At 65.1% G+C, this 20,690-nt stretch carries 22 protein-coding genes; 9 read left to right on the forward strand and 13 right to left on the reverse strand.

From position 1 onward, the window contains the following. Positions 1 to 344: 344 nt before the first annotated feature. The 7 genes from AC1DWU_RS11260 to AC1DWU_RS11290 all read right to left on the reverse strand — a co-directional run bounded on the left by AC1DWU_RS11260 (position 345) and on the right by AC1DWU_RS11290 (position 6,540). Entirely contained in the window at positions 345 to 2,252 is a 1,908-nt protein-coding gene (locus AC1DWU_RS11260) for a DUF2207 domain-containing protein (protein ID WP_477150070.1), read from the reverse strand. 196 nt (positions 2,253 to 2,448) lie between these two features. After that, complete coding sequence (locus tag AC1DWU_RS11265; RefSeq protein ID WP_477150071.1) at positions 2,449 to 3,006, reverse strand: LemA family protein; 558 nt, start codon at positions 3,004 to 3,006, stop codon at positions 2,449 to 2,451. A 179-nt stretch (positions 3,007 to 3,185) separates the two neighbouring features. Then, the gene (locus tag AC1DWU_RS11270) at positions 3,186 to 3,374 is read right to left on the reverse strand and encodes a DUF7230 family protein (protein ID WP_477150072.1); all 189 of its coding nucleotides are present in this window, start codon (positions 3,372 to 3,374) and stop codon (positions 3,186 to 3,188) included. 30 nt (positions 3,375 to 3,404) lie between these two features. Continuing rightward, on the reverse strand, positions 3,405 to 3,554 hold the full coding sequence (locus AC1DWU_RS11275) for a hypothetical protein (RefSeq protein ID WP_477150073.1): 150 nt from the start codon (positions 3,552 to 3,554) through the stop codon (positions 3,405 to 3,407). Positions 3,555 to 3,599: 45 nt separating this feature from the next. Beyond that, complete coding sequence (moaB, locus tag AC1DWU_RS11280) at positions 3,600 to 4,136, reverse strand: molybdenum cofactor biosynthesis protein B (RefSeq protein ID WP_477150074.1); 537 nt, start codon at positions 4,134 to 4,136, stop codon at positions 3,600 to 3,602. A 4-nt stretch (positions 4,137 to 4,140) separates the two neighbouring features. Then, positions 4,141 to 5,529, reverse strand: a complete 1,389-nt coding sequence (locus AC1DWU_RS11285) for an MFS transporter (RefSeq protein WP_477150075.1) — start codon at positions 5,527 to 5,529, stop codon at positions 4,141 to 4,143. 183 nt (positions 5,530 to 5,712) lie between these two features. Continuing rightward, positions 5,713 to 6,540 (reverse strand): uracil-DNA glycosylase, encoded by an 828-nt coding sequence (locus AC1DWU_RS11290; RefSeq protein WP_477150076.1) that lies wholly within the window; start codon positions 6,538 to 6,540, stop codon positions 5,713 to 5,715. 50 nt (positions 6,541 to 6,590) lie between these two features. On the opposite strand from AC1DWU_RS11290, the gene AC1DWU_RS11295 reads away from it, so the two are divergent. The 3 genes from AC1DWU_RS11295 to AC1DWU_RS11305 all read left to right on the forward strand — a co-directional run bounded on the left by AC1DWU_RS11295 (position 6,591) and on the right by AC1DWU_RS11305 (position 10,989). Next, positions 6,591 to 8,249, forward strand: coding sequence for an electron transfer flavoprotein-ubiquinone oxidoreductase (locus AC1DWU_RS11295; RefSeq protein WP_477150077.1), 1,659 nt, complete (start codon positions 6,591 to 6,593; stop codon positions 8,247 to 8,249). Positions 8,250 to 8,363: 114 nt separating this feature from the next. Continuing rightward, the gene (locus tag AC1DWU_RS11300; RefSeq protein ID WP_477150078.1) at positions 8,364 to 10,100 is read left to right on the forward strand and encodes a tetratricopeptide repeat protein; all 1,737 of its coding nucleotides are present in this window, start codon (positions 8,364 to 8,366) and stop codon (positions 10,098 to 10,100) included. A gap of 19 nt (positions 10,101 to 10,119) precedes the next feature. Next, entirely contained in the window at positions 10,120 to 10,989 is an 870-nt protein-coding gene (locus tag AC1DWU_RS11305) for a 4-(cytidine 5'-diphospho)-2-C-methyl-D-erythritol kinase (RefSeq protein ID WP_477150079.1), read from the forward strand. A gap of 53 nt (positions 10,990 to 11,042) precedes the next feature. Here AC1DWU_RS11305 and AC1DWU_RS11310 read toward each other — a convergent pair whose 3' ends face one another. After that, complete coding sequence (locus AC1DWU_RS11310; RefSeq protein WP_477150080.1) at positions 11,043 to 11,726, reverse strand: outer membrane protein; 684 nt, start codon at positions 11,724 to 11,726, stop codon at positions 11,043 to 11,045. A 152-nt stretch (positions 11,727 to 11,878) separates the two neighbouring features. Then, positions 11,879 to 12,898 carry a polyprenyl synthetase family protein gene (locus tag AC1DWU_RS11315; protein ID WP_477150081.1) on the reverse strand — a complete coding sequence of 340 codons (1,020 nt, stop codon included), beginning with the start codon at positions 12,896 to 12,898 and terminating at the stop codon, positions 11,879 to 11,881. A gap of 70 nt (positions 12,899 to 12,968) precedes the next feature. Between AC1DWU_RS11315 and AC1DWU_RS11320 the strand changes: the two genes are divergently transcribed. The 5 genes from AC1DWU_RS11320 to AC1DWU_RS11340 all read left to right on the forward strand — a co-directional run bounded on the left by AC1DWU_RS11320 (position 12,969) and on the right by AC1DWU_RS11340 (position 17,093). Further along, complete coding sequence (locus tag AC1DWU_RS11320; RefSeq protein ID WP_477150082.1) at positions 12,969 to 13,751, forward strand: tRNA1(Val) (adenine(37)-N6)-methyltransferase; 783 nt, start codon at positions 12,969 to 12,971, stop codon at positions 13,749 to 13,751. A 49-nt stretch (positions 13,752 to 13,800) separates the two neighbouring features. Next, on the forward strand, positions 13,801 to 14,625 hold the full coding sequence (locus AC1DWU_RS11325) for a S49 family peptidase (RefSeq protein ID WP_477150083.1): 825 nt from the start codon (positions 13,801 to 13,803) through the stop codon (positions 14,623 to 14,625). A gap of 2 nt (positions 14,626 to 14,627) precedes the next feature. Further along, positions 14,628 to 14,846 carry a hypothetical protein gene (locus tag AC1DWU_RS11330; RefSeq protein ID WP_477150084.1) on the forward strand — a complete coding sequence of 73 codons (219 nt, stop codon included), beginning with the start codon at positions 14,628 to 14,630 and terminating at the stop codon, positions 14,844 to 14,846. A gap of 58 nt (positions 14,847 to 14,904) precedes the next feature. Further along, entirely contained in the window at positions 14,905 to 16,095 is a 1,191-nt protein-coding gene (locus AC1DWU_RS11335) for a low temperature requirement protein A (RefSeq protein WP_477150085.1), read from the forward strand. 71 nt (positions 16,096 to 16,166) lie between these two features. Continuing rightward, positions 16,167 to 17,093: a glycine--tRNA ligase subunit alpha gene (locus tag AC1DWU_RS11340; RefSeq protein WP_477150086.1), complete on the forward strand. Its 927-nt coding sequence runs from the start codon at positions 16,167 to 16,169 to the stop codon at positions 17,091 to 17,093. Positions 17,094 to 17,108: 15 nt separating this feature from the next. Here the strand turns inward: AC1DWU_RS11340 and AC1DWU_RS11345 are convergent, their stop codons facing one another. Continuing rightward, on the reverse strand, positions 17,109 to 17,435 hold the full coding sequence (locus AC1DWU_RS11345) for a hypothetical protein (protein ID WP_477150087.1): 327 nt from the start codon (positions 17,433 to 17,435) through the stop codon (positions 17,109 to 17,111). A 167-nt stretch (positions 17,436 to 17,602) separates the two neighbouring features. On the opposite strand from AC1DWU_RS11345, the gene AC1DWU_RS11350 reads away from it, so the two are divergent. Then, entirely contained in the window at positions 17,603 to 18,718 is a 1,116-nt protein-coding gene (locus AC1DWU_RS11350; RefSeq protein ID WP_477150088.1) for a nucleotidyltransferase family protein, read from the forward strand. On the opposite strand, the gene rnhA is transcribed toward AC1DWU_RS11350, so the two are convergent. From rnhA to ispH, 3 genes are read right to left on the reverse strand one after another with little or no spacing between them, the layout of a single operon-like run. Beyond that, positions 18,715 to 19,188, reverse strand: coding sequence for a ribonuclease HI (gene rnhA, locus AC1DWU_RS11355; protein WP_477150089.1), 474 nt, complete (start codon positions 19,186 to 19,188; stop codon positions 18,715 to 18,717). The genes AC1DWU_RS11350 and rnhA overlap by 4 nt on opposite strands. Further along, complete coding sequence (locus AC1DWU_RS11360; RefSeq protein WP_477150090.1) at positions 19,185 to 19,709, reverse strand: GNAT family N-acetyltransferase; 525 nt, start codon at positions 19,707 to 19,709, stop codon at positions 19,185 to 19,187. The genes rnhA and AC1DWU_RS11360 overlap by 4 nt, the downstream gene beginning before the upstream one ends. After that, positions 19,706 to 20,668, reverse strand: a complete 963-nt coding sequence (ispH, locus tag AC1DWU_RS11365; RefSeq protein ID WP_477150091.1) for a 4-hydroxy-3-methylbut-2-enyl diphosphate reductase — start codon at positions 20,666 to 20,668, stop codon at positions 19,706 to 19,708. Before ispH ends, AC1DWU_RS11360 begins: the two co-directional genes overlap by 4 nt. Positions 20,669 to 20,690 lie beyond the last annotated feature (22 nt).

A 20,690-nucleotide genomic window follows, 5' to 3' on the forward strand; every position in this document is an offset into this window, starting at 1 on the left:
AGCGGCTTGACCGGCGAACCGGTCCTTGCCGTGATGGTTTCCGCCTGAACTGCAGCGACCCGCAGCCCACCCGGTCTCCCCCGCACCAACCACTCGTCATGATCTCGCTTCGGTGCAGCGGATGGGGGGAGAATCGCATGGGTGGGGAGCGGGGGGATAGATCGGCGCAAGATTCTCGCAACGCCTTGCCCGGCCTCGTGATTGTGGCTCCGCTCACCCCCTCCCATCCTCCCCCGTCAGAGGGGGAGGTGCCGGGCGGTGGTTGTGGCAAGATCGAGCTCCGACCACTGCAGGGCGGATGTGTGTTCAGATGGTGCGTCACCAACCTGCGCGCTGCCTACAGGCTACCATCCACCCCCGCCGCCACCGCCTCCGCCACCACCGGAACCGCCGCCTCCGCCGCCGCCGCTGGAGAAGCCAGAGCCCGATGACGAACTCGGCTGCGCAGCGACCATCGCGGCGCTCATGCCGCTGGCGACCGAGGAAACGGTGTTCGCGAAGCTGCCCGAGCCGCTCGACCAGTCGCGGCCGGAATAGAAGCCGGGCGAGTAGCTGCCGCTGCGCGCGTCCGCCACCGCGTTGCGCGCTAGTTCGCCCTCGAAGTGCTCCGACCATGGCTTTTCGACGCCCAGCGCGATGGCGTAGGGCAGGATGCGCTCGAACCGCTCCACCGTCATCGGTGGCTCGTTGGTCATGTTGAGGCGATTCTTCTCAGCGGTGTTCATGTACATCTTGAAGCCGTCGAGTTGATCCATGACCTTGCGGCCCTGCACCGTCGGCGCCCGCATCAGCACGGCGAACACCACGTTGATGAAGATGATCGAGGCGGCGCCGATCAGCGCCATGTCGGGGCGGAACTCGCCGATGCGGAAGTCGCCGAAGAAGCTGCCGGCCGCGCCGAGGACATTCCCGCCGAAGATCACTGCCCACACTGCGAAGATGATTTTCGACAGGATCGGGCTGCGCCACAGGCCCCTCAGGATGCCGGCGAGGATGCCCAGAAACAGCGCGCCGGCGCCCGCGAACACCAGGGTGATCGGGTCCAGCATGTCGAACAGCACCATGGCGAGAAGGATCGCCACCGACAGCGCCACGCCCAGCACCACGTAGCCGGTGTTGTTCTTGTAGTAGACCTGCCGGTTCTCGGTCTCGATGGCCGAGACGAACTGGCCGCGGGTCTCGTTGAGCTTCGGCCCTGTCGTGGTGTTGACCGTTACCTTGCCCTGCGAGTTGAAGTAGTTGAAGAGCAGCCGCTCGGCCGCCCCGAGATCGTCCGGCGGCTCCTTCCCGGTAGTGGTGACGGTCAGCGTCTTGCCCGGGTTGTCGATCTTTACCAGGCCCCTGACCCCGAGGTCGAAGATCGAGGCGGTGAAGGCAGTCCAGCCACCCTTCGCCCAGCCCATGCCGTCGACATATTCGGCGAGCCCCGGTGAGAAGTCCTTGGGCGGGTGGAACAGCGGGATGATGGTGCCCTTCTTGGGGTCGCGGCCGACGGCGCTCCAGGCGAGGAGGTTGTAGAGCAGCACCAGGCCGACAGCGATCACGGGCACCACGATGTCGCGGTGGTCGCTCAGCCAGAACAGCAGCGCGTCTAGTCCCTCCGGCTCGGTGAGGATGCCCTTTTGAAACGACGCCGCCACGCTGACGCCTTCGCCCGAGGCCAACGGTCGGTTTACCCGGAAGATCGCAGTGTTGTCCGAGGTGCGAGTGATGGTGACGGCTTGCTCCATCGATCCGGGCGGGCCGGTGTAGCCGACCAGCCGGTCGATCACCGCGCCCTTGGGCAGGGTGATCGAGGCGACAGCCTCCTCGATCGGGAAGTTCCAGTAATTGCCGGTGGCGTTCCAGAACAGCTCGTCATGATCGGCGAAGATGCGGCCCATCCGGGTCATGGTGTAGCGGATGGTGTATTTGTGCCGGCCGTTGCTGAGGAACACATCGGCATCACCGATACGGATGCGCTTGAAGCCGGCCCCGATGCTTTCGAGCGAGTAGGGCTCGGTCCGGCCGTCGCGAGTGACCGATTGCACGGCGAGGTTGGAGCGGAGGCGCGAGTTGTCCGGGTTGATCAGGATCAACGGGATGTCGCGATAGATGCCGCGCTTGATCTCATAGCCTTCGGCGTTCACCTCGATGGTCTCGATGACGTCGACCGAGCCATCGGCGAGGAGGGTGACGGCGGAGGCGAATGAGGTGATGGCTTCGCGGGCGGTGGCCGGAAGGGCGAGGAGGAGGGCGAAAAACAGCGCCAATAGAGCGGCCGCGAACCCGGTGGCTGTGGACCGCCACCCCTGTTTCCTCCCCCTACTGGGGAGGGAAACCCTCCGAATTGGCGGCGGCTGCCGCAACGTCGGAGCAAGCGGCTCCTTCGTCTCCCTCCCCGGCAGGGGGAGGGGACAGGGGTGGGGGTCCACAGCCACCAGCTTCTCCATTTTGAACAACCGGCGCTTAGAACTTCACCGACGGCACGGCCCGGTCGGCCTCGTTCTCCAGCTCGAAATACTCCGCCTTCTCGAACTTGAAGGCATTGGCGACGACGTTGGAGGGGAAGCTCTCGACGGCGGTGTTCAGGTTGCGCACCGAGCCGTTGTAGTAGCGGCGGGCCAGCTGGATTTCGTCTTCGACGTTCTGCAGCGCGCTCTGGAATTCGAGGAAGGTGGTGTTGGCCTTGAGGTCTGGATAGGCCTCGGCGATGGCGAGCAGCTTGCCGAGAGCACCTGACAGCGCCCCCTCGAGCTGGCTGCGCTCTGCCGGGCCGGCATTGGCGCCGGCGGTGGCCGCGGCGCGGGCGTTGGTGACGGCCTCGAGCGTCTCGCGCTCATGGCCCATATAGCCCTTCACCGTCTCCATCAGGTTGGGGATCATGTCGGTGCGGCGCTTCAGCTGCACATCGATGCCCGACCAGCCCTCTTCCTTGAGCTGCCGCTTCGACACCAGGTCGTTGTAGATGAAGATCGCGTAGCCAACTGCGGCGACGACGATCGCCAGAATGATCAGCCCAGTCATGGAGCCCTCCCGATGTGACGCCCTGAGTGCCGCAAAGTGGCACCGGACGGTAGGGCATCGCAATTGAATTGCGCCGGCTGAATGGGAAATGAACGTGTTTTTGGAAGGAGTTCGCGGCGCGAGCTAAACTTGGGGATAAACTGGAATTCAGCAAATCAACTGAATTAACTGCAATGAAGTTATTCGTCTGGCTCTTCGGTTTCGAGCAGCGGGTCCTGATTGTGCTTCTTCTTGCGCTTGTAGCCCTTCGGACCGGGCTCCACTTTGGGCTGGAACTGCCCTTCACGCAGTGCCTTGGCGGCGACGTTGCGCGGCGCCGTCTGCTTGCGCGTCAGGGCGACGGTGATTTTCTGGTCCTTGCTGGGCATGCCGGAAGATAGCGCGCTGAGGGTCGGTTGTCAGTGGCGCTTGAAGTACTGCACTTCGCGCTGGTGCTTTTCGGCGCCTTCGCGCGTGTCGAAGGTGCCCAGGTTCCGACGCTTGCCGGTCTTGGGGTCGGTCTTCTTGGAATAGAGCCGGTATTCGCCGGACTTGAGCTTGCGGATCATCGGAGTTCTCCTTCGAAGGACAACGCCGGGGCCGAAGCGCCGTTCCTAGCGCTCGGCCAGCCGCGGCATCAGCTCGACGAAGTTGCAGGGCTTGTGCCGGTTGTCGAGCTGGGCCCGCAGGATCCCCTCCCACGCATCGCGACAGGCGCCGCGCGAGCCGGGAAGGACGAAGACGAACGTCTCGCCGATCAGGCCGCCGGTGGCGCGAGACTGGAGGCTCGAGGTGCCGACGGTGGTCGAAGAGTACTGGTGGAACAGCACCGAGAACCCCTCCATCCGCTTCTGGAACAGCGGCTCCAGCGCCTCGGGCGTCACATCGCGGCCGGAGAACCCAGTGCCACCGGTGGTGATGATCGCATCGATGGCCGGGTTCACCACCCACTCCATCACCTTGGCGCGGATCTGATGGATGTCGTCGCGCACCACGGCGCGCTCGAAGCACTTGTGCCCGTCGGCTTCCATCAGCGATTTCAGCAGCGCTCCACCGGTATCGGTTTCGAGCGTGCGCGTATCCGATACGGCGAGCACCGCGATCGACAGCGGGGTGAACGGCTTGCTCTGGTCGAGCTCGCTCTTGAACATTTCTCTACTCCGGCTTCGGCTTGTCCGACTTCGTCGTGTCACCTGGAGCATCGGGCTTGGGATGCTCGGGCGCAAGCACCACCGGCTCGATCGGATCAGGCACGATGATCTCGGCTTCGCCCGCAGGTGCCGCAGGAGCTGCAGTCGGGCGCGGCGCCTGGCTTTCGTCACCGCGGGGATCGAGCGTCACTGTCCCGGGCGACACGCCCTTCTCGGCGCTCATGGCGCGGAACCGGACCCGTCCCGTCGCGTCGCGCACTGGCCGCACCTTCATCCTGAGGAACGCTGTAACGGCCAGCGCTCCGTGGAACGTAGCGGTGACGATGAACAGTCCCACCGGCGCGATCGTGTTCATCACCCAGCTGGCGATGATCGGACCGATGGCGAGGCCGATGCCGAGGATCAGCAGCATGCCGCCGGCGACGCGGCCGAACTCGCCTTCCTTGGCGAAGTCGTTCGCGTGCGCCACGGCGATGGCATAGAGCGGGTAGGCGCCGAAGCCGTACATCCCGAACAGGATGAACATCAGCACGCCGCTGCTGGGGTTGATCAGCACGGTGAGCAGCCCGACGACGGCCGAGAAGCCGCTGAGACCGACGATCACCAGCCGGCGGTCGATCTTGTCCGACAGCCGGCCGAACGGCGTCTGCGCCACGGCGCCGACGACGGCGGTGACGGCGAACAGGTAGGCGATGGTCGAGGCATCGAGCTTCTGCTCGAAGCCATAGACCGGGGCGAGCGTGCCGAACGTGCCGTTGGCCATGCCGCAGGCGAAGGCAGCGATCACCGCCAGGGGCGAGGTCTTGTAGAGCAGCACCACGTCAAGCCGGGCCGACGAGATCGGCCGCGGCTGCGGCGTCGAGGTGAGCGCGGACGGCAGAAGCGCGCAGATGAAGGCGATGGCGCCGACCACGAACGGGATGTGCCCGAACGTGCCGGTGACCGCCATGGCGAGCTGGCCGACCGTCGAAGCTGCCATGTTGATCGTGGTGTAGACCGAGAAAATGGTGCCGCGGCTGCGGTTGTCGGCGACTTCGTTGAGCCAGCTCTCGACGATCATCGCGGCGCCCGCGAAGCAGAAGCCGGAGAAAGCGCGCAGCACGATCCAGCCGATGTCCTGAACCCAGAGCAGGTTAAGGAGAATCGTGACCGTGCCGATCGCCGCCATGATCGAGTAGGCACGAATGTGCCCGACCCGTTTCACCAGCAGCGGCACGGTGATCGAGCCGGCGACGAACCCCACCGACCAGCCGGTGCCGATGAGGCCCAGCGCGGTCAGCGAAAAGCCCTCCTCGGCGCCGCGCACCGAGAGCAGAAGGCCCTGTAGGCCGCCTCCGAACATCAGGAGTGCCGAGCCGATGAACAGGGCATAGATCTTGAGGGCGGAGGACATGGCGCTTTCTGCGGTTCTTGGTCCTGAGGCGCTTGCCCGTGGAGTCGGACCAAATTCGGGCAGGATACTCAAGCGCCGCGATTATTCTCTGCGCGAGAGCGTTAAGTCGCCGTCAAAATAGCGATGTGGGTTGGTGCTTTGGTCGCAGGAGATAACGGCTCGTGGCCACGGCAGCCGCACGGACTAGCCGGCAGAGGCCCGTGTCTCATCCATCGCCTGCTTCAAACTCAGCATGTCCCGCCAAGCCAGCGCCTTGCTCGCCGGAGTGCGCAGCAGATAGGCCGGGTGCAAGGTGGCCAGCGCACGGGTCTGGTGGCTGTTGATCGTCAGGTCGCGCCACTGGCCGCGCATGCGGGTGATGCCGTTCTGGGTCTGGAACAGCGACTTGGTCGGGACGTTGCCGAGGGTCACGAGGAACTTCGGCGCCACCAACTCGACCTGGCGCAGCAGGAACGGCGTGCAGAGCGCCATCTCTTCGGGCGAGGGGTCACGATTGCCGGGCGGGCGCCAGGGCACCATGTTGGCGATGTAGACCTTAGTGCGGTCTAGCCCGATGGCTGCCAGCATGCGGTCGAGCAGTTGCCCGGCGCGGCCGACGAAGGGCTTGCCTTGCAGGTCCTCCTGTTCGCCGGGGCCTTCGCCCACCAGCATGATCTCGGCTTCGGGATTGCCGTCGGCGAACACCAGTTGGGTGGCGCGCTTCTTAAGGAGGCACCCGTCATAGGCGTTCATCACCGCGCGGAGCTCGTCGAGCGTCGTGGCGCCGGCCGCGAGAGCAGTCGTTTCGGTCGGATCCGACGTCAGCGAGATCGCTATCGGAGCCTGTGCGGGCACCGGCGTCGCGGTCTGAGCAACGTCGGCAACTGGTGCCGGACGCGCGCGCGACGGCGCTGCCGAGGCGGCGAAACGATCGACCGGCTCCTCGCCCACGGCGAAATCGACGCCGACGGCGCGATACCAGTCGAGCGCCGCGCGGGCTTCGGCGTCATTTAGCGGTCGATTTTCGGACATTTGTTCTGTTATGTCACAGCCCGCTTTCCCCCGCCATATTCGAATGGGATGTGACCTTGGCCGACGCCGGCAACCGCGAGATCCTCGAGACCGATGTGGTCATCGTCGGCGCTGGTCCCGCGGGGCTGAGCGCGGCCATCCGGCTGAAGCAGGTGGCGCCGCACCTGTCGGTCACAGTAGTGGAAAAGTCAGCTGAACTGGGCGGACACATAATTTCCGGCGCAGTGATGAACCCGGTAGGGCTCGATGCGCTGCTGCCCGGCTGGCGCGACATGGGGGCGCCGGTTGGTCCCGATGTCACGCGCGATACCTTCCACTTCCTCACCGGCACCGCCGATGTCCCGCTGCCGGGCCTGATGATCCCGCCGCAGATGAAGGTCCCCGATGCGGTGATCGTCAGCCTCGGCGATCTGGTGAAATGGCTCGGCGAGCAGGCACAGGGCCTCGGCGTCGACATCTTCCCGATGACCGCGGCAGTGGATGTGCTGACTGGCGAGGGCGGCCGGGTCGAAGGCATCATCACCGGTGATCTCGGCGTCGATCACGCCGGCAATCCCAAGGGGACCTATGCCGCGGGCATTGGGCTCAGGGCCAAATACACGCTGATCGGCGAAGGGGCCCGCGGCTCGCTGGCCAAGCATTTGATTGGCCATTTCGGCCTTGCCGACGGGCACGATCCGCAGCTCTACGGGCTCGGCATCAAGGAAGTCTGGGAGATCGCCCCCGAGCATCACGAGGCGGGGCGCGTCGATCACTATCTCGGTTTCCCGCTCGACAATGCCACTTCCGGTGGCGGGTTCGCCTACCATACAGCGGGCAACAAGCTCTATCTCGGCTTTGTTGTCCACCTCGGCTACGAGGACCCGACGCTGTCGCCATTCGGCGAGTTCCAGCGCTTCAAGAGCCATCCCGCGATTGCCCGAGTACTGCAGGGCGCGCGACGGCTGAGCTATGGCGCACGCGCATTGACCTCGGGCGGGCTGCAGTCGGTGCCGGACCTCGCTTTTCCGGGCGGTGCGCTGATCGGTTGCGCCGCGGGCTTCATGAACGTGCCGGCGCTGAAGGCCATCCACAACGCCATCCGCTCGGGCATGGCCACCGCCGACCGGGTCGCCGCGGCGATCGGCGCGGGCAGGGCGCACGATACGCTCGAGGAGCTGAACGACAGCGTGTTGGCAACCGGTATCGGCGCTGAACTGAAACCGGTGCGTAATGTGAAGCCGTTCTGGGGCCGCTTCGGCACGTATCTCGGCGTATTACTGGGCGGCTTCGACATGTGGTGCGAGGCGCTGTTCCGCTTCTCGCTCTTTGGCACACTGAAGCACGGTAAGGCTGACTACCAGGGGCTGAAGCCGATCTCGGCAGTGACGCCGCGGACCTATGCGCGCCCGGACGGCGTGACGACCTTTGATCGCGCCGCCTCGGTCTATCTCGCCAACCTCAGCCACGACGAAGACCAGCCGGTGCACCTCAAGCTCGCTGACCCCGATCTGCCGGTGCGGGAGAACCTGCCGCGCTATGGTGAGCCGGCGCCGCTCTACTGCCCTGCGGGGGTCTATGAAGTGACCGAGGAAGGCGGGGCGCCAGTGTTCCGCATCCACGCGGCGAACTGCGTGCACTGCAAGACTTGTGATATTAAAGACCCGGCACAGAACATTACTTGGGTGCCGCCCGAAGGCGGGTCGGGACCCAACTATTCCGGAATGTAGGCGGCCGGACGCCGTCACGTCATCGTGCCTGCCCCTTGCGGCGCAGTCGCAAAATCGCCCATGTTTCTTGGGCTAGTCAGCGCTTTCCTGCCCTCCTCGGAGTTTTCGAGCCTCGTGACCCAAAAAGCCCGTCTCGCTTCCGGCGTTCTGCTCGCCGCCATGCTCACCATCGGCGGTGCCATGGCGCTCGAATCGACCGCGTTCCCGCTGCGGGATAACAGCGTCACCGGCAGCTACCTCGCCGGCCGGCAGGCGCTTTCGGATCTGCGCACAGATGACGCAGCGCGCTATTTCCGCGCCGCCGCAGAGGGCGACTGGGACAATCCGATCATCATCGAGCGCAGCTTCATCGCCTATGCCGCGAACGGGCAGGTGTCCGACGCGGCGCGCGTTGCCAAGCACATGCTCGAGCTGAGCGCGCCGAACGACCTGGCGAGCCTCGTCCTCGGCACCGAGGCGGTCAAGCAGCGCCGCTATGGCGCCGCGGCCAAGGAACTCGAGAATGTCGGCGGCGATACCTTTGCCGGGATCACCGGCGGGCTGCTGCGCGCCTGGGCGCTGCTCGGCGACGGCAAGCCGGATGAGGCCAACAAGGTGCTCGACGAGATCGGGCAGGGCGGGCTCGAGGATTTCCTCGTCTTCCACCGCGCGCTGATGGCCGACGTCGAGGGCAAGAGCAAGGAAGCGCTGGAATACGCCGCCAAGGCATACGAGACCGACCCGTTCGTCGCCCGTATCGTCGAGGCCTATGCGCGCATGCTGGGCAATGCCGGCCGCTTTGACGAGGCCGAGGAAGTGATCGCCAAGTTCGAGGCCCAGGGGCTCGACCATCCGCTCGTCGCTGCCGTGAAGGCCAAGCTCGACCTGAAGCAGCGCCCCGGCGTGTTTGCGGCCGACGTGCAGTCGGGCGCAGCCGAGATGTTCCATTCGGTCGGCGTGGCGCTGGCCCGCGAGGGCAGCCCCGATGTCTCGGCAGTGTTCCTGCAGCTCGGGATGTATCTCGATCCCAAGTCCGACGTGATCGACCTGGTCTATGGCCAGCTGCTCGATGGCGCGGGCCAGCATGACGCTGCCAACGCCATCTACGACAAGTTGCCGGCCGACTCGCCGATGAAGCCGATGGCCGTGGTGCGGGTGGCGGAAAACCTCAACGCCATGGGCAATCGCGACGAAGCGATCCGCAAGCTCGGCAACATCGTCGCCACCAACCCCAAGGATCTCGAGGCGCTTTCGGTGCTCGGCGACATGCAGCGCGCCGCCGAGAAATATGCCGAGGCGGCCGACACCTACACCAAGGCGCTTGCGGTTGCCGGTGGCGACGCTCCGGGCGACTGGCGCTTCTACTATGTGCGCGGCATTGCCTACGAGCGCGACAAGCGGTGGGAGAAGGCCGAGGGTGATTTCAAGCGCGCGCTCGAGCTCAACCCCGACCAGCCCCAGGTGCTGAACTATCTCGGCTACAGCTGGGTCGACCAGGGCATCAACCTGATGCCGGCGCTCGACATGATCCAGAAGGCAGTCGCGGCGGCGCCGAATGACGGCTACATCATCGACAGCCTTGGCTGGGCCTATTTCCGGCTTGGCCGCTTCGAGGACGCGGTGCAGCAGCTCGAACTCGCCGTGCAGCTCCGTTCCACCGATCCCGAGATCAACGACCACCTCGGCGATGCCTACTGGCGGGCCGGGCGCCAGCTCGAGGCTCGGTTCCAGTGGAACATCGCCGCGGCCGTCGACACCACCGGCGCGGTGAAGGAGCGGGTGGCCAAGAAGCTCGCGGGCGGTCTCGATGCCGTTAGCCCCGCGCCCGATGCAAGCCCTGTAGCGGAAGGCCAGGCCGCGCCCGCCCAGTAACATGGCGCAAGGCACCGCCGTGGCCGCCGTTTCCGAGGCGGCCCCCGCAAAGGTCAATCTCGCCCTGCATGTCACCGGCCGGCGCGCCGATGGCTACCACGAGCTCGAGAGCCTCGTGGTGTTCGTCGATGTCGCCGACGAGGTCTCGGCGCACCCCGCCAAGGCCGATCGCCTGCGCGTCACCGGTCCCTTCGCCGCAGCGGCGGGCGGAGGCGACTCCAACCTCGTGACGCGGGCAGTGAACGCGTTCCGGGCCCGCTGGCCGGAGAGCCTGCCCAACGGGCTGGATATCTCGTTGACCAAGAACCTGCCGGTCGCCGCAGGCATTGGCGGCGGTTCGGCCGACGCCGCAGCGATGCTGCGCCTGCTTGCGGGCATCGCGGAGGGCGAGTTCTCGCTTGCCGACCTGCGGGCGGTTGCACTGACGCTCGGCGCCGATGTGCCAGCCTGCCTGCTGTCGCGGCCCTGCGAAGTGCGTGGCGTCGGCGAAATTCTCCACCCGCTGCGCGGTTTTCCCCCCACTCACCTGGTGCTGGTCAATCCGCTGATCCCGGTGGTCACCGCCGACGTGTTCCGCCGGCTGGAGCAGCGCACCAACCCGCCAATGCCGGCCCTGCCGCAACCGCTCACCCGGCCGGCGCAGCTCGGCCTGTGGCTGGCCGAGACTCGCAACGACCTCGAGGCTCCGGCCGTCGCGCTGGTGCCGGCGATCGGTGACCTGCTACGGCAGATGCGGGTGCTGGATGGCTGCGCGCTGGCCCGCATGTCCGGCTCCGGCGGCACGGTGTTCGGCCTCTTCGGCTCCGCCGCGCAGGCCCATCAGGCCGCCCACGACATGCGCGCGAAATACCCGCAATACTGGGTCGCAGCGGCTCCGGTGATCAGCTGAAAACGACAACGGCCCCCGAAGGGGCCGCTGCGAAATGATGCTGATCGGTACGATCAGAAGTGGAAGTTCACGCCCGCGGTGATGCTGTGGGCGACAATGTTGCTGTCGGACTCGATATTGAAGCCCGGGCCAAACGGAATAAAGTAGTCGTAGGTCTGGCTGCCGTAGTCGCTGTAGCGGTACTCAAGCTTGGCCGACACGTTCTCAGCAACCATGGCTTCCGCGCCAACACCGACGGTCCAACCCACATGGGTGTTGGTGTCATCGGCAAAGCCGAAAATCTCCGTAGTGCTGTTGGCCACTGCGAGGCCGGCGGTACCATACAAGAGGACGGCGTCGAACGACACGCCGGCGCGAGCACGCAGCGAAGCTGTCCAGTTGATCTGGCGATCGATGAAGCCGGAGAGATCCGGGTCGCTCACGATGTTGCCGAGAGAAATGTCGCCTTCGACGCCGAGCACAAATGTATCGACCTGCCAGTTGTAGCCGCCCTGGACACCGAGCAACCAGCCATCGATGTCGTAGGTACCGAACGGGCCTGGCGGGGGCACGAGCTCCCAGTCGACCGTACCACTGACCCAGCCAACGTGACCGCCGACATACGCACCGGTCCAGTCAGCGACGGGTGCCGCCGCTTCGACGGCGACTTCGTCAACGATCAGATCAGCAGCGTTGGCGGCGCCGGCCGCGCTCAACAGCAGCACGCTGGCGAATGCAATTTTAGTCTTCGTCCACATAGAAAATCTCCCAAATCAATGGACCACTCGATAGGGGGTCGATTGTTGGGAGTCTATTAATTGTGGCGGGATGCGGAAAGAACTGTGGCCAAATGTTGCGCGCTTGCCACAAAGCCGCCGCGGCAGAGGAAAACGCCGCGGCCGTATAAGTGTTAATACGCCCGCGCAACAGTAAATTCGGCGATCTCGCCGAGAAGCGATTTCATCTCGCTGGGGGGCAACTGCTTCAACGACTCACGAGCCCGGCGGGCGTGAGTGCCGGCTTGCTCGATGGTGCGGCCAAGGGTGTCGTAACGATTGAAGATCGCGACGACTTGCCTGAGCTGGGTTTCCCCGGCGTCCACGACGCCCAGTGCCGCGACCAGCACGTCGCGCTCAGCCGGTGTCGCCGTTTGCAGCGCCAGAATAACCGGCAGGGTCATCTTGCCTTCGCGCAAATCGTCGCCGGTGTTCTTGCCCAGGGTGCCGCTTTCGCCGCGATAGTCGAGCACGTCGTCGACCAGCTGGAACGCGAAGCCCAGTTCGCGGCCGTAGTTGCGGAGCGCCTCGCGACCGGCCGCGTCGGCGCCGCCGGCCATCGCACCCACTTCCGTCGCCGCCTCGAACAGCGTGGCCGTCTTCGCGCCGATCACCTCGTCATAGTCGGCGGCGCTGGTGCTGAGATCGCGCGTCTTGGCCAACTGCAGCACTTCACCCTCGGCGATGATCGTCGCGGCCTGCGAGATCACCCTCAGCGCTTCGACATTGCCGGTGTCGACCATCATCATGAAGGCTTGGCCGAGCAGGAAATCGCCCACCAGGACGCTCGCCTGGTTACCCCATTTCATCCGCGCTGCCGCCCGGCCGCGCCGCATCTCGCTCTCGTCGACCACATCGTCGTGCAGCAGGGTGGCATTGTGCATGAACTCGACGGCGGCGGCGAAATTCACTTCGCTGCCATTGGCACGGCCGAACAGCATCGAGGCCGCGACGGTCAGCATTGGCCTGAGCCGCTTGCCGCCCGCATCGATGAGATAGCGCGCCACTTCCGGCACCAGCTGGACATGCGAGCTGGCCTTTTCGAGGATCATCGCATTGACGAGATCCATGCCGGTCCGGGTGGCGTCGACCAGCCGGTCAAGCGCGCCGGCGTTCGTCGTCGCCTCGTTTGCCGCTGCCGCCGATAGAGCCATGAAATCCCCGGTTTGAGCTACGCATCCGGCACCCTATAGTCGGGCGCATGCGAACTGTCGCGATGGTGCGATGTCCCTAGACGAAGCTACCGATCTTGTAAAACAACAAACGCTGACGCGCGACGCCTTTTTGGGTGGCCGCCTCACCGTGTCGCAGCCTGAGCGGGGCTTTCGCGCTGGGCTGGACTCCGTGCTGCTCGGTGCGTCGGTGGGCGCCGGCTCGCGCAGCCTGCTTGATCTCGGCGCCGGCGCCGGCACCGCGGCGCTGGTCGCCATGGCCGAGCTCGTGGACCTCACGGGGACGCTAGTCGAGGCTGATCCGGCAATGGCGGCGCTTGCGGTGCTGAACCTCGGCACCAACGGCATGGCCCAGCGCAGCAAGGTGCTGCAGCTCGATTTGACGGCGCCGGGCCGGGTTCGTGCCGCTGCGGGGCTGGCCAGTGATCATTTCACCACCGTCATCGCCAACCCGCCCTTCTTCGATCCAGGCCGGGGCTCGGCGCCGTCCACTCAGCGCGCCGACGCACGGCACATGGACGACGACGTTCTCGATCGCTGGGTGAAGACCGCTGCCACCCATGCCGCGCCGGGCGGTGAGGTGATCTTCATTCATGTCGCAGAGGCATTGCCGCTGCTGTTGACCGCCTTCACCCGGCGCTTCGGCGCCGTCAGCGTGCTGCCGCTGCTGCCACGCGAGGGCGAGCCGGCCAGCCGGGTGCTGGTGCGCGGCATCAAGGGCTCCCGTGCGCCGTTCACGCTGATGGCGGCTCGCGCCTTGCACGAACCCAGAGGCCGAGCCTTCCGCCCAGAGTTCGACGCGATCTTCCGCGGCACGGCGCGGCTCATCTGGTAATCCCGCGCCGAGGCACATACATCTGCCCGGTCGAAAACGAGGGTATCGCATGGGTCTCCGGTCCTGGATGAAGCGCAAGATGGGGCAGGGCGGTCCGGTGGTGCCGGTGGTTCGCCTGCATGGCGTCATCGCTGCCGACCAGCGGCCCGGCCGGCTGAACATCGAGACTGTGGCGCCGCTGCTGAAGCGCGCCTTCGCGGTAAAATCCGCGCCGGCGGTTGCCATCATCATCAATTCTCCGGGCGGCTCGGCGGTGCAATCGCGGCTGATCTCGAAGCGCATCCGTGATCTTGCCGATCAGCACGAAAAGCCTGTGCTGGTATTCGTCGAGGACGCCGCGGCTTCGGGCGGGTACTTCATTGCTACTGCCGGTGACGAGATCATCGCCGATCCCTCGTCCATCGTGGGCTCTGTCGGCGTGATCTTCGCCGGCTTCGGCTTTGTCGAGACGCTGAAGAAGGTTGGTGTTGATCGCCGGGTGCATACCTCGGGCCGCAACAAGTCGACGCTCGATCCTTTCCTTCCCGAGAAGCCGGAGGACGTGGAGCGCATCAGGCAGATGGAGACCGACATCCATCAGGTGTTCATCGACTGGGTGAAGATGCGTCGTGGCGACCGGCTGAAGGCATCGGATGACCTGCTGTTCACCGGCGAGTTCTGGAGTGGCATCCGTGGATTGGAACTGGGCCTGGTCGATGGCCTCGGCGACCTGCATGAAGTGCTGCAGACGCGCTACGGCGACAAGGTCGAGTTGCTGCCGATCGGGCCCAAGCGCAGGCTCTTCAGTCTCCCGGGCTTCGGCTTGGCGGCGCTGGCCGGCGACGTTGCCGCCAACATCGAGGACCGCTCCGTGTGGGCGCGGCTGGGGCTCTAGCCATGACCGGCACCCTTCTCCGCGTCTTGATCTTCGTGGCGATTATCCTCGCCATCCTGTGGGGTGTGCGGAAAATCTGGCGCGACTGGACCGGACAGTTCAAGGAAATCGACAAGGCGAAACACGAGCGTGACCTGCAGGAGCGCAAGCGCCCCGACGTCATCACGCTGAAGCGCGACAAGGACGGCAAGTTCCGACCGCCCGAGGGTGACGGGCGCTAGATTCCCGAAGACAGGACGATGGCCCCCGGCTAGCCTTCCGGCAAACTGGAGTCGGGAAATGGTCGACAGTTTGCTGCGCAGCCGGCGGGCGGGACACCACGCCGAGGTGACATCGGTCGAGTTGTTCTTCGACCTCGTTTTCGTCATCGCGGTCACCCAGATATCGCACGCGCTGCTCGAAGACCTCACCTGGAGCGGCGCCCTCAGGGCAGGAATGCTGCTTCTCACCATCTGGTGGGCCTGGATCGACACTGCGTGGATCACCAACTGGCTCGACCCGCAAAAGCCGCTTGTGCGGCTGCTACTGTTCATCCTCATGGGTGTGGGGCTCGTGATCTCGAGCGCGCTGCCCGAGGCCTTTGGCGAGCGCGGGCTTGCCTTCGCGTTGGCCTTCGTGGTGTTCCAGCTCGGCCGCACGGCCTTCATGCTCTGGGCGGTCCGACGGGATGCGTCGCTGAGGCAGAACTTCGTGCGCATTGCCATTTGGTATGGCGCTTCGGCGGTATTCTGGCTCGCCGGCGGTTTCGCCGAGGGCGATCTGCGCCTCTACCTGTGGCTCATCGCCGTGCTGCTCGACGCGATGTCGCCTATCGTGAACTTCTGGGTGCCGGGGCTGGGTCACTCCGACACGCATGAGTGGACGATCGATGGCGGCCTGATGGCCGAGCGCAGCGGGCTGTTCGTGATGATCGCGCTGGGCGAGTCGGTGCTGGTGACCGGTACGGCTTTCACCGAACTCGAGTGGACGCCGGCGCTGATCTTGGCGATGACCGTGTCGCTGCTGCAGTCGATCGCCATGTGGTGGATTTACTTCGGCCAGCATGCCGGAGCCGCAGCGGCGGCCATAGGGCGCTCGGACGATCCCGGTGGCATCGCCCGCTTTGCTTACACCTACGTCCCCATTCTGCTGATCGCCGGCATCGTCGTTTCGGCAGTCGGGGACGAAATGGTGCTGGCCCATCCGGATGGGCACCTCGATACATCCGCGATACTGGTGCTGATCGGTGGACCGGCACTGTTCCTCGTCGGCGCCGTCTTGTTCAAGCTGGCCGTGTTCAAGTACTGGTCGATCCCGCGCCTCATCGGTCTGGGCCTGATGCTCGCGCTCTATCCGCTGGCCAGCGGGTTGTCGCCGCTGCTGCTGTCTACCGCCGCCACCTGCATCATGATTGCGCTTGCGGCCTGGGAAGTCGTCGATATCGCGAGGCACCCGGAGCGGTTTCCAGCCATGCAGCACCATGGCGAATGAACAGCGGAATTGACCCGGTGCCTTGGCCCCACTAGGTTCCGCGCGCAATTCCAGAGCCGGACCGCCCGCCGATGACCTCCCTACCCGCCCACATGGACCCCAGGAACTCGTTCCAGGGGCTGATCCTGACGCTGCAGCGCTTCTGGGCGGAGCAGGGTTGCGTGATCCTGCAGCCTTACGACATGCAGATGGGCGCCGGTACTTTCCACACCGCGACGACGCTGCGCGCGCTTGGCCCCAAGCCCTGGAAGGCGGCCTATGTGCAGCCCTCGCGCCGCCCCAAGGACGGCCGCTACGGCGAGAACCCGAACCGGCTGCAGCATTACTACCAGTTCCAGGTGATCCTGAAGCCATCGCCCGACAACATCCAGGAACTCTACCTGCAGTCGCTGGCCGAGATCGGCCTCGATTCGAGCCTGCATGACATTCGCTTCGTCGAGGATGACTGGGAGAGCCCGACGCTGGGCGCCTGGGGGCTCGGCTGGGAATGCTGGTGCGACGGCATGGAAGTGAGCCAGTTCACCTATTTCCAGCAGGTCGCCGGCTTTGAGACGAAGCCCGTGCCGGGCGAGATCACCTATGGGCTCGAGCGCCTGGCCTGTTATCTGCAGAACGTCGATTCCATCATGGAACTCAACTTCAACGGCGGCAGCGGCGAGGACAAGGTCACCTATGCCGACGTGTTCCTGCAGAACGAGCAGGAGTTCTCGAAGTACAATTTCGAGGCCGCCGACGTCGACATGCTGTTCCGCCACTTCAAGGATGCCGAGGACGAGTGCAAGGCGTTGCTGAAGAAGGGTGCCGTTGGCAATCGCCAGACGCTTGCCGTGCCGGCCTATGAGCAGGTCATCAAGGCCAGCCATAACTTCAACCTGCTCGACGCCCGCGGCGCCATTTCGGTCACCGAGCGCCAGAGCTACATCCTCAGGATCCGCGATCTCGCCAAGGCCTGCGGTGAGGCTTGGCTGCAGACAGCGGGCGGCGGGGCCGCCGACTGACGGCCTGCGGCAGCCTTAGCTGCACGTCACCTCGAGGCCATCCGATCCGGTGAACCGGAACTTCGTCTTGCCGGTGTCGTCGGTGCCGAACACGCCGACGAGCTGCATATCCTTGAGCGGTCCCGAGAGCGGGTTCACGTCGTTGCCGGCCGATGCCACCTGCCCACTCGCGCTGTTGCCGTCGACGTTCTTGAACGAATAGTCGCCCGCCACGAACAGCGTGAGTTCGCCAAGATTGGCGCCATTCTCGCTGACACAGGAGTAGACGCCGGGCGGTGGGAATTGCGCCAGCGCGGGGGTGGCGAGCAGTGCTAGGGCGGCGGCGAGGTGGAGCGGGCGCATTATGGGAGTATGCGACCGCGAGGCAGCGGAGGCAACGCGCAGGTCATAAGCAGCTCTCCGATTGCTCATGACGCCCAGCTTCGCCGGCAGTTATACCAGTTTCACGAAAATGGTATAACCGGACCGGAACCTGTGTTATACCATTTTCGCGAAAATGGTATAACACGATGAAACAGCTCGATCTGCCCTACCAGACCCTCTACTCGGAACTCGCTCAACGCAGCCTCGATGCCGCCTTCACGTCCGAGTTCGAACTCGATGGACGCTTCGTAGCTGTTGAGGTCAAGGGCAGGAAATTCTGGTACTACGACGCGCCCAAGCAACCCGGCGACGTCCAGGCCAAGCGTCGTACCTACGTCGGCCCCTCCGACGATGAGGAGATCACCCGGCGCGTCGAGCAGTTCAAGGACCTCAAGGAAGACTACCGCGTCCGCTCGCGCCTTGTTTCCACGCTTGTGCGCGAAGCCTACCTGCCTCGCCCCCAGCCGCTCGCCGGCAACATCGTCGAAGCGCTCTCTCGCGCTGGTTTCTTCCGGCTTCGCGGTGTGCTGATCGGTACGGTGGCGTTTCAGTGCTACTCGGCGCTGCTGGGTGTCCGCATGCCCGGCGCGATCATGCAGACCGGCGATGCCGACTTCGCCCAGTTCCATTCGATCGCCAATGCGGTCGACGACAGCATGCCGTTCATCCTCGACGTGTTGCGCGAGGTGGATCCCACCTTCCGGGAGATTCCGCATCGCAATGATGGACGCTACACCACGCAGTACAGCACCCGCTCGGGTTACAAGGTCGAGTTCCTCACTCCCAACACCGGCTCGGACGATCACACCGATCGGCCTGCCGCCATGCCGGCATTGGGAGCAACCGCCGCGCAACCGCTCCGCTTCCTCGACTTTCTGATTCATGAGCCAGTTCGCGCCGTGCTTCTACATGGTGCCGGCGTGCCTGTGCTGGTGCCTGCTCCCGAGCGCTATGCCATCCACAAGCTGATCGTCGCCACGCGCCGGCTCACGGACAACGATGGTCTCGGAAAGAGTCGCAAGGATGTGCAACAGGCAACGGAGATCATGCAGGCCATGGTCCAGACCCGCCAGACCGACGCCCTCGCCGACGCCTACATGACGGCGTGGGATCGTGGCCCGGCCTGGCGCGACGCCATCCGACAAAGCCTGCTGACTATCGATCCGGAAGTGTTGGAAGACATTCGGCGGGCGCTACTGGTCTCACTTGAACGCATGCTCGGCGACCCGGTCCACTACGAACTGGCCGCCCGGCCGGCTTAAACCGGCGGCATCAGCCCTTCCGACTTCCGCTTCTTGCCCTTGAACGGCTCCATACCCTCGTTGGCGAGCTGGTCGGCGCGTTCGTTCATTTCGTCGCCATTGTGGCCCTTGACCCAGTGCCAGTTGATCTTGTGGCGCTGGGTGGCGGCGTCGAGGGACTGCCAGAGTTCGACGTTCTTGACCGGCTTCTTGTCAGCTGTGCGCCAGCCGTTCTTCTTCCAGCCGTGAATCCACTTGGTCAGCCCGTCCTTGACGTAATTGCTGTCGGTGTGGAGCTCGATCTCGCACGGCCGCTTCAGCGCGGTCAGTGCTTCGATGGCGGCGGTGAGTTCCATCTGGTTGTTGGTGGTGAGCGGCGCGCCGCCCTTCAGCTCTTTCACCGTGTCGCCATACTGCAGCACGGCGCCCCAACCGCCGGGACCGGGGTTGCCTGAGCAGGCGCCATCGGTGTGGATGATAACAGAGTTCATGCGGGCGGCCGATCGTAGCGGTAGAACTCGACATCGGGATGGCCGTAGCTGTCTCCCGTATGGGTGTAGACGCCGCCGAGCTTGCGCAGCACCTTCAGCGAGGGCTCGTTGCGCGCGTCCGCCATGCCGAGGAAATGGTCGCGGTCGGTGTCGCGCCAATACCAGTCCCTGAGAGCGCTCGCCGCCTCGTACACGTAGCCCTGGCCCCAGAACTCCGGATAGAGCGAGTAGCCGATCTCCGGGATCTCGTCGGCGCCGTAGATACCGAAGCCACAGCGCCCCACGAGCACGCCATCGGCCTTCCGCGTCACCCGGAGCTTGCCCATCTTCTGGCGCTCGAACAGCGCGATCCAGTGGGCGAGCGCCTTGTCCATGTCCGCCTTGCTCCACGGCTGTCCGTGCCCGGTGAGATAGCGCGCCACCGTCGGATCGCCATGCAGGCGGTAGAGGTCGTCGATCTGGTCGGCACGCCAGCCGGAGAGGACCAGCCGCTCCGTTTCCAAGAGGGTCAGGTCAGTCATGCGGCGGGCTGGGCTCTGAGTTCGCGGGGCAGGTTGAAGACGATGCTCTCGCGCTGCTCGCCGCTGGCGCTGACCGCGATGTCGAAGCGCTGCGCGAAGGCCTCGATGACCTCGTCGACCAGCGTCTCGGGGGCAGAGGCGCCGGCGGTGATGCCCAGCGTTTTGATGCCCTCGAACTTGCTCCAGTCGATCTTGTCGGCGCGCTCGACCAGCGAGGCATTGGGGCAGCCATTGCGTTGCGCAACTTCGACCAGGCGGACCGAGTTCGACGATTCCGGAGCGCCGACCACGATCATCGCGTCGACATTCGGCGCCACCCGCTTCACCGCTTCCTGGCGGTTGGTGGTGGCGTAGCAGATGTCTTCCTTGTGCGGCAGCGCGATGGTCGGAAAGCGCCGGCGCAGCACCTCGACGATAGCGGAGGTGTCGTCGACGCTGAGCGTCGTCTGCGTCACGTAGGCGAGCTTGGCCGGGTCCCGGGGCACGAAGCTCTCAGCTTCCTCGACCGTCTGGATCAGCGTGATGGCTTCATCGGGCAACTGGCCCATGGTGCCGATCACCTCGACATGGCCTGCATGCCCGATGAGGACGATCTCGCGGCCCTCATTGTGGTGCCGGTTGGCCTCGATATGGACCTTCGACACCAGCGGGCAGGTCGCATCGAGAAAGAACATGTTGCGCGCCTTGGCGCCGGCCGGCACGGACTTGGGCACCCCGTGGGCGGAAAACACGACGGGAGCGCCGGTATCGGGGATCTCGTCGAGCTCCTCGACGAACACCGCGCCCTTCTGCTTGAGCCCGTCGACCACGTATTTGTTGTGGACGATGGCGTGGCGCACATAGACCGGCGCGCCGTAGCGCTCGAGCGCCAGTTCGACGATCTGGATGGCGCGATCGACGCCGGCGCAGAAACCGCGCGGCGCACACAGCGTAATGTCCAAGTGCGGCCTTGTTTGCATAGGAGAGCAGATGCGTTCAATG

This window comes from Devosia sp. P2_G7 (assembly GCF_056403495.1).

What these genes read in the sequence shown, in the direction of transcription:
- AC1DWU_RS11340 (WP_477150086.1), top strand. Translation starts at nt 16,167, where the DNA reads ATGACCTCCCTACCCGCCCACATGGACCCCAGGAACTCGTTCCAGGGG.
- AC1DWU_RS11265 (WP_477150071.1), bottom strand. Translation starts at nt 3,006, where the DNA reads ATGACTGGGCTGATCATTCTGGCGATCGTCGTCGCCGCAGTTGGCTAC.
- AC1DWU_RS11270 (WP_477150072.1), bottom strand. Translation starts at nt 3,374, where the DNA reads ATGCCCAGCAAGGACCAGAAAATCACCGTCGCCCTGACGCGCAAGCAG.
- AC1DWU_RS11325 (WP_477150083.1), top strand. Translation starts at nt 13,801, where the DNA reads ATGGGTCTCCGGTCCTGGATGAAGCGCAAGATGGGGCAGGGCGGTCCG.
- AC1DWU_RS11335 (WP_477150085.1), top strand. Translation starts at nt 14,905, where the DNA reads ATGGTCGACAGTTTGCTGCGCAGCCGGCGGGCGGGACACCACGCCGAG.
- moaB (WP_477150074.1), bottom strand. Translation starts at nt 4,136, where the DNA reads ATGTTCAAGAGCGAGCTCGACCAGAGCAAGCCGTTCACCCCGCTGTCG.
- AC1DWU_RS11345 (WP_477150087.1), bottom strand. Translation starts at nt 17,435, where the DNA reads ATGCGCCCGCTCCACCTCGCCGCCGCCCTAGCACTGCTCGCCACCCCC.
- AC1DWU_RS11285 (WP_477150075.1), bottom strand. Translation starts at nt 5,529, where the DNA reads ATGTCCTCCGCCCTCAAGATCTATGCCCTGTTCATCGGCTCGGCACTC.
- AC1DWU_RS11330 (WP_477150084.1), top strand. Translation starts at nt 14,628, where the DNA reads ATGACCGGCACCCTTCTCCGCGTCTTGATCTTCGTGGCGATTATCCTC.
- AC1DWU_RS11315 (WP_477150081.1), bottom strand. Translation starts at nt 12,898, where the DNA reads ATGGCTCTATCGGCGGCAGCGGCAAACGAGGCGACGACGAACGCCGGC.
- rnhA (WP_477150089.1), bottom strand. Translation starts at nt 19,188, where the DNA reads ATGAACTCTGTTATCATCCACACCGATGGCGCCTGCTCAGGCAACCCC.
- AC1DWU_RS11310 (WP_477150080.1), bottom strand. Translation starts at nt 11,726, where the DNA reads ATGTGGACGAAGACTAAAATTGCATTCGCCAGCGTGCTGCTGTTGAGC.
- AC1DWU_RS11275 (WP_477150073.1), bottom strand. Translation starts at nt 3,554, where the DNA reads ATGATCCGCAAGCTCAAGTCCGGCGAATACCGGCTCTATTCCAAGAAG.
- AC1DWU_RS11360 (WP_477150090.1), bottom strand. Translation starts at nt 19,709, where the DNA reads ATGACTGACCTGACCCTCTTGGAAACGGAGCGGCTGGTCCTCTCCGGC.
- AC1DWU_RS11320 (WP_477150082.1), top strand. Translation starts at nt 12,969, where the DNA reads ATGTCCCTAGACGAAGCTACCGATCTTGTAAAACAACAAACGCTGACG.
- AC1DWU_RS11290 (WP_477150076.1), bottom strand. Translation starts at nt 6,540, where the DNA reads ATGTCCGAAAATCGACCGCTAAATGACGCCGAAGCCCGCGCGGCGCTC.
- ispH (WP_477150091.1), bottom strand. Translation starts at nt 20,668, where the DNA reads ATGCAAACAAGGCCGCACTTGGACATTACGCTGTGTGCGCCGCGCGGT.
- AC1DWU_RS11350 (WP_477150088.1), top strand. Translation starts at nt 17,603, where the DNA reads ATGAAACAGCTCGATCTGCCCTACCAGACCCTCTACTCGGAACTCGCT.